Raw genomic sequence first — 15,256 nt, 5'->3', positions numbered from 1 at the left:
TTTGTGGAGCGTTTGCCTGGGCGAGGTTGTCGCGTCAGCCGTCAGCAGCTTGATGGACCCTCGGCTACCAGATGATTGCGAAGCGGGTGATGGCGTCGATGAGTACTCCTGCTAGACCCTTCTCGTTTTGCATTTCTGCACGAGCTGCGAGTGCGACGTCTGGGTGGTCAGTGATGATGCCGTCGGCACCGCGGCGAAGGAACTCTCGGATGCCCTCTTCGTCGTTCACCGTCCAGCTGTAGAAGCCGAGCCCCTGTGACCAGGCTTCGCGCTGCATCTTTTCACTCGCCGTGAACTCTTCAACGACGACGAAATCTGCGCTTGTTTCTGGCAGGCTCACACCGGCGAACGCGAGAATGTAGCCGACAGTCAGATCAGGTCGAAGCTGCTTGAGACGTTCAGCACTGGGGTAATCGAGTGTGTGGAAGATGTTCTGCTCGAGGGCGTCAAGGTCTTCGAGTTCAGCGACGAGGCGGTCGACGTGGTCATCTGTCTCTGCCCCGCTGAGCTTGATCTCGATCAGTAAGGGTTGCTCGAGCTCGCTCGCACGCGTGACATAGTCGGCGAGCGACGGGATCTTGCCCGTATGCCCGTATTGGTCGGTCACGGTCATTGTGGTGAGCTCATCAGACGTGAGGTCTTTCACCATGAGGTTTTCACCAGTGAGCCTGGCGAGAGACGTGTCATGCATGACAATGAACTGTCCGTCTTTCGACTGCATGACATCGATCTCCACGAGATCGACCCCGGCGGCGTGAGCGGCCTCGAGGCCCTCGATGGTGTTTTCTGCGGCTTTGTCGCTAAACCCGCGGTGGCCGAGGACGAGTGTCTCTGGCGCCTCTGCGAGCTGCTGCATCGTCGTGATACTTGCGGCGCCAAGGCCGAGAGCCATCGTGACGCAGACCAGTGCGAACGTGCGTTTCGATCGTCGAGATGTCTGGGCAGATGGCCCAGGTGAACCAGGTGCGATCGGTTCGAGAACCTGATCGCCTGATCCGCTCATATGCACGAGGACCGCGCCGATCATGGCCGTTGTGGCAAATATCACGAGCATGCCGAGGACCTCTGCGAGCCCGAGGCAGAACGCAGCGACGACTGGTGAGGCCGTGGGCCAGATCGTATCGTTCAACAATGTGGGGAGAATCACCACAGCAACTGATACCGCCATGACGATGACAGAGCACACCATGACGACAGCAATCGCAAGTACCAGACGCACGCCTGCCCAGCCCGAGGTACGTCGCCAGCTCTGACGCATTGCGCGGCCGCCGGTTGCATCACTCAGCACGAAGATTGGCATGCTCAAGGCGAAGCGTACGTTCAAGAACGCCAACACGAAGATGAATGCGTACCAAATGGTCGAGCCGGTGGGGCTCTTGAGAAGTTCGCCAGAGACGAAGTGCGGGATCGAGATGCCCTGCGACAAGGTGGAGATGAACCCGAAACCGCTGAGCGGCACAACAAGCAGTACGTAGAAGAACAGTGCAGCTGAGGAAGGCCTGAGGAGCTTTCGTGCTGCGGTGCCAAGCTGACGCAGCACGGGCCGCATTTCGAGTAATTCGCCCGAGCGAATACGCGCAAGCATGATGATGAGCAGCATGAGCTGCACAGACATCAGCCAGAACGCAACCACCATGAGCACAACGATGAGTGCGATGGTGATGCCGATCCCGTCAGTGACCGCGAATGTGCCGATATCGAGGGCGAGCATACCGTTGGCGCGCAATGCTTCACGAAACAGCCAGCCAATGAGGGGAGCGGCGAGAAGCAGCATCACCATGTGGATTCCGAGGAGTACCCACGCGAGTGAGCTCCAGCGTGTGCGCACCGTCGTGAGGCTCGCACGGAGCGTCGGAAATGGGTTGATGATGTGCATTCTCTTGATAGTACGCGAGGCTCGCTTCAAACCAAGCAGCGGAGGGTTCGAGCGCGAATTGCGCTCGAACCCTCCGCTGTCATCAGGCAGGATCGTGTGAGGCGCTAGATGCCTGTGCCCACCTGCTGCTGGATCTGGGTGATTGCCACAGTATCTGCAAGGGTCGTGGTGTCACCCACGGTCTTACCCTCTGCAACCTGCTTGAGGAGACGACGCATGATCTTGCCGGAGCGGGTCTTTGGCAGCTCGCTCACAATGAAGACGCGGCGTGGTCGGGCGATCGCACCGATCTGCGTTGCGACGTGCTTGCGCAGTTCGAGCTCGGCCTCTTCGATGGAGAGGTCGTGCTGCTGCGACTTCAAGATCACGAACGCCACAACAGCCTGGCCAGTCGTCTCGTCATCGGCGCCGACAACGGCAGCCTCAGCCACCGAGTGGTGACCGACGAGGGCTGATTCAATCTCTGTTGTCGAGAGACGGTGGCCTGACACATTCATGACGTCGTCGACGCGACCCATGAGCCAGATGTCACCGTCTTCGTCGACGCGAGCGCCGTCGCCTGCGAAGTACTGATCACCAAACTGGTCCCAGTACGTTTCTTTGAAGCGTTCGTCGTCGCCCCAGATCGTGCGCACCATCGACGGCCACGGGCGGCGGATCGTGAGCAGTCCACCCTGGTCGCGATCAACGCGCTTGCCCTGCTCGTCAACGATGTTGACGTCGATGCCGGGCTGCGGCACCTGAGCCGAGCCTGGCTTGAGCGAAGTCAGGCCGGGAAGCGGCGAGATCATGATCGCGCCAGTTTCTGTCTGCCACCAGGTATCGACGATGGGGGCTTTTCCGCCACCGATGATGTCGTGGTACCAGCGCCATGCCTCTGGGTTGATCGGTTCGCCAACCGATCCGAGTACGCGCAGCGACGAAAGGTCGTACTGTTCTGGGACCTGACGGCCCACCTTCATGCATGAGCGGATCGCCGTGGGGGCGGTGTAGAGAATCGTGACGCCGTACTTCTGCACGACGCTCCACCAGCGACCCCAATCGGGAGTGTCTGGGGTGCCCTCATAGATGACCTGGGTGGCGCCGTTTGCGAGGGGGCCGTAGACCACGTAGCTGTGACCGGTAATCCAGCCAACGTCAGCGGTGCACCAGTAGACATCGGTCTCTGGTTTCAGGTCGAAGATGTTCTTGTGGGTCGTAGTGACCTGGGTGAGGTAACCGCCCGAGGTGTGCAGGATGCCCTTGGGGCGACCGGTTGTGCCCGATGTGTAAAGAATGAAGAGCGGGTTCTCTGCTGGGAATCCCTGGGGCTCGTGCTCTTCAGAGTAGTTGGTGATTTCGTCGTGCCACCAGAGGTCGCGACCCTCGACCATATCGATGTCGTTCTCGGTGCGCTTGACGACGAGCACGCGTTCGACGGTGTTCACGTCGCTCTCAATGGCGAGGGCAGCGTCGACTGTCGGCTTGAGCGCAGATGCCTTGCCCTTGCGGTAACCACCGTCAGCGGTGATGACGAGTTCAGCACGTGCGTCATCGATGCGTGAACGCAGGCTGTCTGCGCTGAAGCCGCCGAAGACGACCGAGTGCGCAGCACCGAGGCGTGCACAGGCGAGCATGGCGATGACCGTTTCGGGGATCATCGGCATGTAGATCGCAACGCGGTCGCCCTGCACAACGCCAAGCGCGGTGAGCATGTTCGCGGCACGCTTCACCTCAGCGGTGAGTTCAGCGTAGGTGATGGTGCGCGTATCGCCTGGCTCACCCTCAAAATGGATCGCGACGCGGTCACCAAGACCTGCAGCGACGTGACGGTCGAGGCAGTTTTCTGCGACGTTGAGTTCGCCGTCCTGGAACCACTTCGCGAAAGGTGGGTTTGACCAGTCGAGAATCTCGGTAAATGGCTTCCGCCACACCAAATTGTCGGCCTGCTTCGCCCAGTATGCTTCGGGTTCTTCTGCCGCCGTGACATAGATGCTGGGGTCTTGCTGATTTGCCTGAGCCGCAAATTCGCTGCTCGGGGGGTAGGTCTCGATGGTCTCTGCCAGGGGCAGGCTTTCGATGGTGCCGTAGTCGCTACTCATGAGTCGCCCTTCGTCGCTGAATTTTAGGTAGAACATCGCGTCGTTGCGTTGTCTTACCCGTTGAGGCTGACCTCAGGCTACCGCGATGACGAAGAGTGACTACCTCCGAAAGTTGTTGTTCTGTGGAGAATATATGCATCTGTTCTGAACTCTTAAACAGAACAAAACTTCCGGGAGTGTTTGTGGGACTTCCACGTTTTTCCGGAAAAGTGTGGTCGTGATAGCGAATCGGCGGCTCAGCGCAAGCGATGTCGTTCTCTCAATACCGTCGTTCTGGCCTACTGAGATGGCACGACGAGGCCGCCGGTTTCCTTGTCGCGCTTTCGTAGTCGGTGAGCCGCGACGCGCGTGCGAGTCGCGCAATTTGCCGAGCAAAAGCGTTGTGGTTCGCGTCGGCCCTCGTCAACGAAGGTATTGCTACATCCGTCGGCGGTGCAGATTCCCCAGGCGCAGCGACCGCATTCGGCAGCCCATTCAGCGAGCGCATGCACGGTGAGGTTGCGCAGCGTCGTTGCTGCGCTGTGTGTGTCAATGGGGGGACGGAGCGCCCAGCGACTGTCGGGGAGCTGATGGAGCTCGAGTGACGTGTTTGACGTGCGGAGGAGGGTGTTGAGTTGATCTGCCGCTCGTGCAAGGTCCTGCTCAGCGAACAGGTCGCGCAGTTCGGTGATGGCGCACGCGAAGGCGTCAGGGTCGAACGGTAAGTCTGCAAAATTCGCGTCTCCGTGTTCGATTGTGAGTGCCCGCCACTGCTGCGCTGTCTGCACGGTGTTGATTGCCGCCGTGGCGAATCGGAGGCCAAATGGTCGGCTATGCGTGGTGGAAACCGTGTTCATACTGCTAGTGTAACGGTATTAATCAGTTTTGGCGTTACAAAGGAGGTGGTGTATGAAACCGACTGTTGTGATTGTTGGTGCTGGGCCCATCGGACTCACACTTGCTGGACTCCTGTCGCAGCGAGACATCGAGGTGCTGGTTCTCGAGGCGCATCCAGGTCTGTCGAAACACCCGAAAGCGCGAGGTATCTCAGCGCGATCAATGGAGGTATTCCGCGCGCTTGGAGTGGAACAAGCAGTGCGAGAGGTCTCGCTGCCTAATGCACACATCCGGTTCTTCCGGGCAGATACGCTCGCGTCAGAAGAGTTTGTGCTGTCTGATCCGCCAGCTACCCAGGAGCGGGGGCATACCCCGGCACCTGGCGTGTTGTGTTCGCAGGATCTCCTGGAGCCGGTGCTCCTTGCGCATGCCAAGACAGCTGGCGCGACGGTCCAATTTGAGAGTCGAGTCACCGAGGTGGCAGACCTTGGGGACCGGGTGCGTGTTGGGTACACGCAGGCTGGGAAGCAAGCTGAGGTTGAAGCGGCGTATGTGATTGGTTGTGACGGCGCAAGGAGTATCGTGCGCGAGGCAGCTGGCGTTGGTCTCACTGGGCAGACGGATCTTGCGCGATTCCTCTCTATCCGGTTGAGCGCACCACTGACAGACGTAGTGCGTGACCGCGCTGCGGTTTCCTACTTCCTTGGGGGCGGGAAGGGCGGCTTTCTCGCGGTTGATAACCAGGACGAGTGGATCTACCAGTACCCGGTCCCGGACGGGATGAACGTTGCAGAGCTCCAGGGCGATGCAGGGCAGCTCACTGAGCTGGTGCGTGTTGGGGCAGGCCTGCCAGAACTTGAGGTGAAGATCCGCGACACGATGGTCTGGCGCATGTCAGCGCTCCTGGCAGACACGTTTGTTCGGGGGCGGATGATACTCGCAGGCGATGCGGCACATCAGACTCCGCCCACAGGCGGGCACGGGATGAACGTGGGAATTGGAGATGCTGACGCATTGGCTTGGCGGCTCGCTGAAGTGTTGGGTGGGCGGGCATCCGAACGTGTGTTTGCACAGTACTCACATGAGCGTCGTGCGGTTGCGCGCGCGGTGATTGATATTTCACTTGGCAATGTCTCTGGTGGATATGCGATCGACGACGAGCTCTTGTTGGGCACCCATTACGGTGCAGAGCCGCCAGTCACCGCTGAACCGTACGCTGCATCCCTCGATGCTGGGCGTCGACTGCCCCACGTAGTGGTTGGCGAGGCAGAAGGAATAGGTGCGTTGTCCACACTTGACCTGTTGCCTGGTCGGCTCGCAATAGTGACGGAGCTGCCAGATGCTGCGTGGGCAGCTGCTGCACGTGCATACGGGGTGTCGTATGTGCCGCTTCGCTCATCTGCCGCTGGTGAGCGTGAGCGCGGGGGTCGGTGCCCAAGCATTGGACTTGCAGCCGGCGAGGCACTGCTGGTCCGAGGTGACGGGCACATCGCAGCAAGGCTCAGTGCTGGAAACGTGGACGCGCTCGTGTCTGAGCTTGCGCACACACGGGGGCGCTGAACGGGGCGCTGAAGCCCGGGCGTGAGCACGCGTCGCGAAGTTTTCCACAGCGTCCGCGCACTGCTGTTGTGTGGGAGAGGAGGAGCCACTTGACTCCTCTCTTATGAGTAACCGTCAAGAAATGGGGAGCGGGGCCGCGCGTTCGGCTTCGCTTCCCATTGCGGCTCGACGTGCACTTGGCGGAGTGCTTGAGCTGGTTGACGACCCCGAGGTTCGTGACATCTTTGTTCAGGCGGTGGCTGGTGAAGGGCAGCTCTGGGTGGATCGAGCGGGTGTCGTCGCACAGATTCCGAACTGGCGAGTCACGCCAGAGACCGTGAATCAGCTCGCGCGCACGCTCGTCGCAGCTGGTGGGCGACACCTCGACGAACTACACCCGTGCGGCGACGTGCGACTCGGGGACGGCGTTCGCGTGCACGCAGTGCTCGATCCCATCGCGGTCGAAGGCGCCGTCGTATCTATTCGACTGCCTGCGGTCACGGTCTTGTCATTCGAGGAACTCCTTGCATCAGGGCTTTGCTCGTCAACTCACGGGTCGCGGATCAGGCAACTTGTTACTGAGCGCAAGAACTTTCTGGTTACTGGAGGCACCGCCAGCGGAAAGACCACTCTGCTCACTGCGCTGCTCGAACTCGTGCCAAGCGCTGAGCGGATCATCACGATTGAAGATGTTGCAGAGCTTCGCCCGAGACATCCCCACCGCATCGCCCTAGAGACCCGCCAGGCAAACAGCGAGGGGGTTGGTGAAGTGACGCTCGAGCAACTGCTCCGGGAGTCCTTACGAATGCGTCCAGACCGCATTGTGCTCGGCGAGTGTCGCGGCCCAGAACTGGCAACGTTGCTCACCGCGCTGAATACCGGACATGACGGCGGTGCAGGCACCCTGCACGCAAACGGTATCGCAGACGTCGCCGCGCGACTTGAGGCGCTAGGCCAAATGGCGGGCCTCGGCATCGAACTTCTCGCCCGCCAGGTGGTGTCAGCCGTGCACTGCGTCATACACGTTGAGCGGCGAAACGGGGTGCACCGCATTGCTGGGGTGGGGCGGCCTCGCATTGGCGAGGGCGGGCGGTTGTGTATCGACGAGACCCCATGGTGAGGTGGTGGCCAAAGAGTGGGGTGAGGCGTGATGATTCGTCAAGCGGAGATGCAACGTATGAGGAGCTCGTTTGGCTATTGCGACGATCCGCCGCCCTCATGCGTGGTGGCATACCTGCACACCGTGTGCTCGCACTCGCGATCGAAGGCGATGTTGTGCCGCCTGCTCCTGGATCATGCCTGCACCAGATCGTCACGAGGATTGTGGGCGGCGACTCACCCTCCGGCGCGCTCGCCGCAGTTGCGTCGCCTGCGTGCAAGGTGGTCGCAGCTGCGTGGCTCATTGGAGAGCGGAGCGGAGCCCCGTTGGCAGTTGTGCTTGACAGGCTGGCTGTCGCGTTGAATGCGCTCATTGATCTCGCGCACCGACGGGCAGTACTTGTGGCCGGCCCAACTGCGACTGTGAAGCTGGTCGCTTGGCTGCCGCCGGCTGCAATCGGAATGGGTCTCCTGCTCGGGCTGAACCCGCTGCCTGTTTTCGTCACTCCGCTTGGCGGGTGCCTGATTGTACTCGGCGCATTGCTGGAGTGGGGCGGGGTGTGCTGGGCGAGGCGCATGATGGCACGTGTTGAGCGCGCAGATCGGCTCGTCGGGGTCGAGTGCGAGCTGTTGTGGATCGCGCTCGCGGGAGGGGCTCCTCCCGCACTGGCGCGCAAGTGGGTGGCGAGTGCCACTGACGAGGCCGGTGCAATTTGGGTGCCATTTTGCTCGCTTATGGACGTGTCAACAGCAGGCAGGCTGCTTGCTGTCGCAAGCCAATCTGGCGTCAGGGCCGGAGGCCTGCTCCTTGAAGCGTCATCGCTCGCCCGTGCGCAAGCGATGACGCAACTTGAACGGCAGGCTGAGCGGCTAGGGGTGCGCGTGTTGGTCCCGCTCGCGACCTGCATCCTGCCAGCGTTTGTGGTGCTTGGCGTGATACCTGTGTTGGTATCTCTGCTCTCAGGAGTGGGGAGTTTGCCGTGAAGAAAATGCGGCAGAACACACCACCCACTTGAACATCTGATGAATGTGAGGCTAAGGTAATTTCTTGTCGCCTGGAGTTAAGTTTGGGCTTGACCTCTGGGTGCGACAGGTCGGTGTGACCCCCGCACCGACTCCTGCGGAAAAGAAACTGAGGAGCGTTCGTGAATCGCCGAATGACCCGATCCGCGTCCGTTGTAGCGCTTGCGCTCACGGCCGCACTGACCATGGCAGGCTGCTCGTCAGCTGCGTCTGACTCAAAGACTGACGAGGCTGCTGCATCGTCGGTCACGATCACCGACAACCACGGTGAGATCGAAGTACCGGTTAACCCTGAGCGTGTTGTCGTGCTCGACAACCATGCCTTCGAGACGTTGAGCGAGTGGGATGTCCCGCTTGTCGCTGCGCCGAAGGACGTCATGGGTTCTGTCTGGCCGAACTACACCGATGATGAGGCAGTCGCAAACGTGGGCAACCACCGCGAGCCAAACCTTGAGGCCATCGTTGCGGCTTCGCCGGACCTGATCATTGGTGGCTACCGCTTCGGCGACTACTACGACGACCTCGTGAAGCAGAACCCGCAGGCAAAGGTCATCGAACTTGCACCCCGTGAAGGTGAAGATATCTTCACCGAGCTCAAGCGCGAGAGCACCATTCTTGGCCAGATCTTCGATCACGAAGAAGAGGCTGCAGCGCTGAACACTGACCTCGACGAAGCTATCGCAGGTGCGAAGCAGGCATATGACGGCAAGAGCACCGTCATGGCAGTCAACACCTCGGCTGGCAAGATTGGCTACCTCGCGCCCGGCATCGGCCGTGCGGTCGGCCCGATCTTCGGCGCACTTGATTTGAAGCCCGCACTCGAGGTTGACGGTGCATCTGACGACCACATGGGCGACGACATCTCGGTTGAGGCAATTGCAGCATCGAACCCAGACTGGATCGTTGCGCTTGACCGCGACGCATCGTTCGCCGTTGATGAGCGTGAAGAGGGCTCAAAGCCCGCAGCTGAGCTCATCACCAACTCAGAGGCACTGAAGAACGTTACCGCAGTCACCGAAGACAACATTGTCATCCTCGACTCGAACTTCTACCTCACTGAAGACATTCAGGCCTACACCGACCTCTTCAACCAGTTGAAGGCAGCGTTCGCAGGTTAATGAATCAGCACGACCACGCGGCACCCTTAGGGGAGTCGCGGCCGGGGGTGTCCGCTCGCGAGAGTGGGCACCCCATCCGGCGTTTTACAGAAACCAAATCCATTGCCGCGATTCATGCTGCGGCCCAAACTGACGAAGCTGACGCGGGGGTCGCGCCGGCGAAACGTCTCTCCTGGCAGTTCGCACTCGCAATTCTGATTACTGCGGGCTTGCTCGTGGCATCTTTGCTTGTTGGTGCATACGACCTTCAAGCAGACTTTGGCAGCGAGATGTTCTGGATCACCCGTGTCCCTCGCACCCTTGCACTGCTCCTCGCTGGTGCGGCGATGGCGACGAGTGGCCTCGTGATGCAGATGCTCACCCAGAACCGCTTTGTTGATGCCACGACGTCTGGCACTACTGAATGGGCAGCGCTCGGGCTCCTGCTCACCGCGCTTCTCACTCCGAACGTCGGACTCGTCGGGCGCATGATCGTGGCGAGCATTTTCGCGTTTGTCGGCGCGATGGTGTTCATGCTGATCTTGCGCCGTATCGCGATCCGCCAGACCCTGGTGGTCCCGCTGATCGGCATCATGCTTGGTGCGGTGGTCAGCGCGCTCACCACGTTCATCGCCGCGCAGTACAACCTGCTGCAGATGATCAGCACGTGGTTCCTCGGGAGCTTCACCCAGGTTGTGCGCGGCCGCTATGAGGTGTTGTGGATCGTAGCGATCGTCACGTTCCTGGTGTTCTTGCTCGCAGACCGCATCACTGTTGCTGGTCTTGGTAAAGACGTCGCCACCAGTGTTGGTGTGCGATACGAAGCGATTCTCATCACTGGCACGGCGCTTGTCGCGGTAGCTGCGGGCGTGACGACCGTTGTTGTCGGCTTTCTGCCATTCCTTGGCTTGGTAGTGCCAAATATTGTGTCGATGATCCGCGGGGATAACGTGCGCACGAATCTTCCGTGGGTGTGCCTCGGCGGAATCGCGCTGGTTACTGCCTGCGATCTCATCGGCCGTACGATCATCATGCCGTTCGAGGTTCCTGCGTCACTCGTACTTGGAGTGGTCGGTGCGGTTGTGTTTATCACGATGCTGCTGAGGAGAAACAATGGCTAGTATCGTTCAGCTCACGAGTACTGGCGAGAGTCCAGAGATGGCGGATCCGCCCACTCGCTGGTTCACACGCAATTGGCCGATCCTGCTCGCCTTCGGTATTGCCCTACTACTGGCGATAGCAATCGTGACTTACAACAATCCAGCCCCACTCGGGAGTACAGGATTCTGGTCGATCGTGCGCTCACGCGGCGAAACCATCTGGACCATCGCCCTCGTTGCCGTTGCTCAGTCGGTGGCGACCGTGCTGTTCCACACCGCGACCTCGAACAGAATCTTGACACCGTCGATTCTTGGCTTTGACGCACTGTATGTGCTTATGCAGACGGTGCTGGTGTACCTCTACGGAACGTCGTCCACGAGCATGGAAGGCATTCCAAAGATCATTGCGCAGAGCGTGCTCATGGTCCTCTTTGCGACCGTGCTCTACGGCTGGTTGTTCTCGCGCAAACGGGCGAATCTCCATCTGCTGCTGTTGGTAGGTATCGTGCTCGGCGTCGGGTTCGGGTCGATTTCGTCGTTCTTGCAGCGCATGCTCACTCCAAGTGAGTTCGATGTGCTGAGCGCACGCCTGTTTGGCTCGATCAGTAAGGGAAATATTGAGTACCTCCCGATCGCTTCGGTGATTGTTGCGGGTGTGCTCGTTTATATTTGGTCGCGTCGTCGCACCTATGACGTGCTCGCACTCGGACGCGACGTCTCGACGAGTCTCGGGGTGCGATACAAGCGTGAAATTGTGACAGTGCTGGTGTTGGTTGCGGTGTTGGTATCGGTATCGGCGACCATGGTTGGGCCGATGACGTTCTACGGCTTCCTTGTGGCAACACTCGCTTACCAGTTCGCTCGTGGCCAGACCCACGCTGAAATCTTGCCGCTCGCTATCGGCATCGGTCTGATAACACTGCTCGGCGCGACGTTCGTGCTCAAGCACATCTTCTCTGCTGCCGGGCTCGTCACTGTGATTATTGAGTTCTTGGGCGGTCTGCTCTTCCTCATCATTCTGCTCAGAAAGGGACTGCGTTGATTGAACTCAACGAGATCAATAAGAATTACGAGGGGCGACACGTACTCGGTCCGATCAACCTCACGATCCAGTCGGGTGGAGTGACCGCACTCATTGGTCCGAACGGTGCGGGCAAATCAACGATGCTCACGATCATTGGCCGCCTGCTCGATGCAGACAGTGGCCGAGTGACAGTTGGTGGGCTAGATGTTCGTGCGTCTAAGCCACGGGAGCTTGCGAAGGTCGTATCGATTCTCAAGCAAGAAAACCATTTCATGGCCCGTCTGACTGTGCGTCAGTTGGTGACCTTTGGTCGTTTCCCTCATTCGGGTGGCAGGCAGACTGAAACGGACCGCCGCGCGATTCATGCGGCCATCGCGTTCCTCGACCTTGCCGGGATGGAAGACCGCTTTATCGATGAATTGTCTGGCGGGCAGCGGCAGCGTGCGTTCGTCGCGATGGTGCTTGCGCAAGACACCGACTATGTGTTGCTTGATGAACCTCTGACAGGGCTCGATATGCGCCACGCGGTCGGCATGATGGGGCAGGTGCGCGCAGCGGCTGATGCGCTTGGGAAGACCGTGGTCCTGGTGATCCACGATGTGAATTTTGCCGCAGCTTATGCCGATCGCATTGTTGCGCTTGCGAACGGTCAGGTGGTTGCGTCAGGTACCCCTGACGAGATCATTTCGCCAGAAGTCCTCGAACGCGTCTTTGAAACCCCCGTGCAGGTCGTGCGACACAACGATCATCCGGTCGCCGTGTATTACCGGCCATAGAGACGTTCGATCAAGGATCGAATGTCCACGATCCACGATCCACGATCCACGATCCACTGGCCGCTGGCCACGAATCACGGACCTCTGGGGCGGTGAGGGCGCTGGGTTGCCTGTAACCGTGAGAGAGCACGGCGCGACATGTCTATGCGCTGACCTCGCGAGTACATATACAACTGGACTCAGTGAATAGAGAAAGGAATCCGTGGTCATTTAGTTACAAAAAACATAGGCTTTTCACGTTCAGGCAACTGTGTCTGCACAATGTCACAGAGGAGTGCGTGATGAAGCCGACGCCCGAAACGACTGATCCTGTACAGCGGGCTGCCACAGCGCGCCCGATGGGGGTGCGCCTTGGAGCTGGAATAGTTTCATGCGCTCTCCTGGGGCGGGACTGCTGTTCGTGCCCGCTACGGCCCAAGCAGCAGACGCCGTGTACTCAGTGACTGATGCCTCTGATGACGGCATGGACCCGGTTCCCGGATCATTGCGCTATGCGTTTGAGGAGATCGCGGCTGACTCTGCGGCGGGCGGCCCCGCCAAAGACTACGTCGTCGAAATCGCTGCTGATGTTGACACCATTGAACTGGAGACAGACCTCGAAGCGATGCTGCTGGATGGTGCGAAGTCTTTTACGCTTCGTAGTTTGGGGGCCGAACATAGCCTGATTGATATGGGTGAGAACGCGGTCCAGGTCAGTGCAGAAGGAGGGGACACCGGCGTAAGCTTCTCCGACGTCGACTTTGTCAATGGGCATGTCTTAGGTGCCAGGTTTGCCGAAGGTGGCACACTCACGCTGAGTGACGTAAGTGTTTCAGGTGTCGAGCAAGGCCTGATCGACGGCGCGTCCGCGACAACGCTGGCCAATTCAACGTTGGTGGACAGCGACTGGCAGGTCATTGGCGCTGAAGGTGGCGAGTTGTTGCTGAATACCTCGGAATTCAGCAACGCTCCGGTGTCTGCTGATCTCCCCGGCGGTGATGCGCTCGTGAAGGGGTCACGTTTCCATTCGAACACCCTTGATGAAGTACTCCAGGTTACGGGTGCCGTAGGAGACCAGGAAGAACTGCAGAGCTTTGTGTTTCAAGGCAATTCAGTCGTTGGGAACCAAGCCGGCGGCGTGCGCGTGAGCCATGCCGTGGAAACGCAGGTCACGGATAGCACCTTTGAGGATAACCAGGGAGCATCGGGAATCTCTGTCGAAGGGGCAGACGTGCCGGGATCGACCTTGGTGGTTTCTGATGTCACCTTCACAGGCAACTCGTATGCTGAAGCGCCCCTGATGGTCATCGGTTCCCTACATGCAGCGACGGTGGCGAATTCTACGTTCGTCAGGAATAGTGGTGAGCAATCAGGAACGATTCGCTTCGATGCTGCGCTTGAAGAACAGGGGGCGACGCTCACTGAGGATCTCCTGGCCCCACGTACGTTCCGCGTCGCAGACAACGTGCTGCAAAGTAACGACAGCCACTACGAGTCAGTGGTCACGGTTGGTGAATGGTTGCAACATGTTGGCGCAGCGGTCAACGTTGAGCGCAATCTATTCGCAGAAAACATTTCGTAAAGTGCCGCAAGTGACATCGATATCGAACAACTGGGTGAGGGGCATGAGGATTCCGACGAGGTACTGCGTCTCGTTGACAACACCTTTACTGGATCGATGAGCCTGCCAGGCAAAGGACAGTCGATTCATTTGGGCTGGGTAGATGGCGCACGGGTTTAGGTGCACAACAACACGTTTGATGTAGAAGCAGACGGAGAACCCGCGCTTCACATTGATGACCTTGACAGTAACGGCGAGCTTGATATTGCCTTCGCAACGTTTTCTGGTGGTGGCGTTCGCGTCGGATACTACGAGGACATCGAGTCGAGTCCCGTGACATTGCAGTCAACGGTATTTGACACACCGAGTGACCCCATGTTGGTTGACTGCGACTGCGATGTCACGCTGAGGAGTGCTGACATTGTGACGACAGAACTCTCTGAGCGGATACCGGACGCGGAGGTGCAGACATCTCAGGCAATTGCGTTGCTCCCGCTTGCCGACAACGGTGGGCCGACGCCAACCCAACTGCCTGATGCAAACTCTGTGTTGCTAGGGAAAACGCAGACTGCTCCAACCGTCCCGAACGATCAGCGTGGAGTTCCGCGCCCCAGTGGCCCGGGGAGCGACATTGGCGCAGTCCAGCGTGTGAGTGGTTCAGTTGCGCTCAAGACTGATGTGACCGTAACTGAGGGGGACGACGTAGTAATTCCAGTGGTTCGTACCGGGAGCAGCGGGTTCGTGTTCGAGCTTGCTACCGATGTGGAGCTCACTACTGAAGACGGCACCGCGAAAACTGGAGTTGATTTCACCGGACAGGGTGGGACCGTAAGCTTCGCTGGCGAGAGCGCAGTACTTGACCCCGCACAGCAGGATGGCGTCCTGACGATTCCGACGCTTGCGCGTTCAGGCGCGCAGGGCGATCGGAGTTTTACGGTGTCGATCGTTTCGACGACGAATGGCGCGGTTAATGGCGAACCGAAGATGGTGACGGTGACCATTCAAGATTCCGACAGTGGTGCGAATGCAAATGCGAATGCAAATGCCAACGCTGGAGCTGGGGCCGGTGCAAACGCGAACGCCTCGGCAGCGAGCAACGCTACTGCGAACCAGGGAGCAGATGGAGCGAAACCCCACACGAACCTTGCACGCACCGGCGATGACGGTGCAGCGGCAGGATTCGTGGCTGGAGCGGTCCTGTTGCTACTCGGTATAGGCGCAGTGATGGTTGCGCGTGCACGACGGTCGGCGCTCAATCGGCAGTAGCGTGCGATAAACGCACACAT

Annotated in this window: 12 protein-coding genes; 9 read left to right on the top strand and 3 right to left on the bottom strand. The window is 59.4% G+C overall.

Annotation, left to right across the window (positions count from 1 at the left end; translation table 11 throughout):
- Positions 1-64 precede the first annotated feature (64 nt).
- From FW756_RS02455 to FW756_RS02445, 3 genes are all read right to left on the bottom strand, one after another.
- Positions 65-1,876, bottom strand: coding sequence for a glycerophosphoryl diester phosphodiesterase membrane domain-containing protein (locus FW756_RS02455; RefSeq protein WP_446428595.1), 1,812 nt, complete (start codon positions 1,874-1,876; stop codon positions 65-67).
- Between the two features lie 104 nt (positions 1,877-1,980).
- Positions 1,981-3,957 (bottom strand): acetate--CoA ligase, encoded by a 1,977-nt coding sequence (gene acs / locus FW756_RS02450; RefSeq protein ID WP_446428594.1) that lies wholly within the window; start codon positions 3,955-3,957, stop codon positions 1,981-1,983.
- A 278-nt stretch (positions 3,958-4,235) separates the two neighbouring features.
- Positions 4,236-4,793, bottom strand: coding sequence for a CGNR zinc finger domain-containing protein (locus tag FW756_RS02445; RefSeq protein ID WP_446428593.1), 558 nt, complete (start codon positions 4,791-4,793; stop codon positions 4,236-4,238).
- 52 nt (positions 4,794-4,845) lie between these two features.
- Here FW756_RS02445 and FW756_RS02440 point away from each other — a divergent pair, with 52 nt between their 5' ends.
- The 9 genes from FW756_RS02440 to FW756_RS02400 all read left to right on the top strand — a co-directional run bounded on the left by FW756_RS02440 (position 4,846) and on the right by FW756_RS02400 (position 15,236).
- Positions 4,846-6,333, top strand: coding sequence for an FAD-dependent monooxygenase (locus FW756_RS02440; protein ID WP_446428592.1), 1,488 nt, complete (start codon positions 4,846-4,848; stop codon positions 6,331-6,333).
- A 103-nt stretch (positions 6,334-6,436) separates the two neighbouring features.
- Positions 6,437-7,432: a CpaF family protein gene (locus FW756_RS02435; protein WP_446428591.1), complete on the top strand. Its 996-nt coding sequence runs from the start codon at positions 6,437-6,439 to the stop codon at positions 7,430-7,432.
- A gap of 20 nt (positions 7,433-7,452) precedes the next feature.
- Positions 7,453-8,394, top strand: coding sequence for a type II secretion system F family protein (locus FW756_RS02430; protein ID WP_446428590.1), 942 nt, complete (start codon positions 7,453-7,455; stop codon positions 8,392-8,394).
- Positions 8,395-8,555: 161 nt separating this feature from the next.
- Complete coding sequence (locus FW756_RS02425; RefSeq protein ID WP_446428589.1) at positions 8,556-9,551, top strand: siderophore ABC transporter substrate-binding protein; 996 nt, start codon at positions 8,556-8,558, stop codon at positions 9,549-9,551.
- Positions 9,552-9,598: 47 nt separating this feature from the next.
- Entirely contained in the window at positions 9,599-10,651 is a 1,053-nt protein-coding gene (locus FW756_RS02420; protein ID WP_446428588.1) for an iron chelate uptake ABC transporter family permease subunit, read from the top strand.
- A complete protein-coding gene (locus FW756_RS02415) occupies positions 10,644-11,672 on the top strand; it encodes an iron chelate uptake ABC transporter family permease subunit (protein WP_446428587.1) in 1,029 nt (342 codons plus the stop codon). The genes FW756_RS02420 and FW756_RS02415 overlap by 8 nt, the downstream gene beginning before the upstream one ends.
- Positions 11,669-12,430: an iron ABC transporter ATP-binding protein gene (locus FW756_RS02410; protein ID WP_446428586.1), complete on the top strand. Its 762-nt coding sequence runs from the start codon at positions 11,669-11,671 to the stop codon at positions 12,428-12,430. The genes FW756_RS02415 and FW756_RS02410 overlap by 4 nt, the downstream gene beginning before the upstream one ends.
- Positions 12,431-12,800: 370 nt before the next feature.
- Positions 12,801-13,991, top strand: a complete 1,191-nt coding sequence (locus tag FW756_RS02405; RefSeq protein WP_446428585.1) for a right-handed parallel beta-helix repeat-containing protein — start codon at positions 12,801-12,803, stop codon at positions 13,989-13,991.
- Between the two features lie 159 nt (positions 13,992-14,150).
- Positions 14,151-15,236 (top strand): choice-of-anchor Q domain-containing protein, encoded by a 1,086-nt coding sequence (locus tag FW756_RS02400; protein WP_446428584.1) that lies wholly within the window; start codon positions 14,151-14,153, stop codon positions 15,234-15,236.
- The last annotated feature ends 20 nt before the right edge of the window (positions 15,237-15,256 follow it).

This window comes from Leucobacter sp. 1207-22, assembly GCF_052850455.1.
Note: the sequence above shows the minus strand (reverse complement) of the source record. Positions and strands in the feature narration are given on the sequence as shown.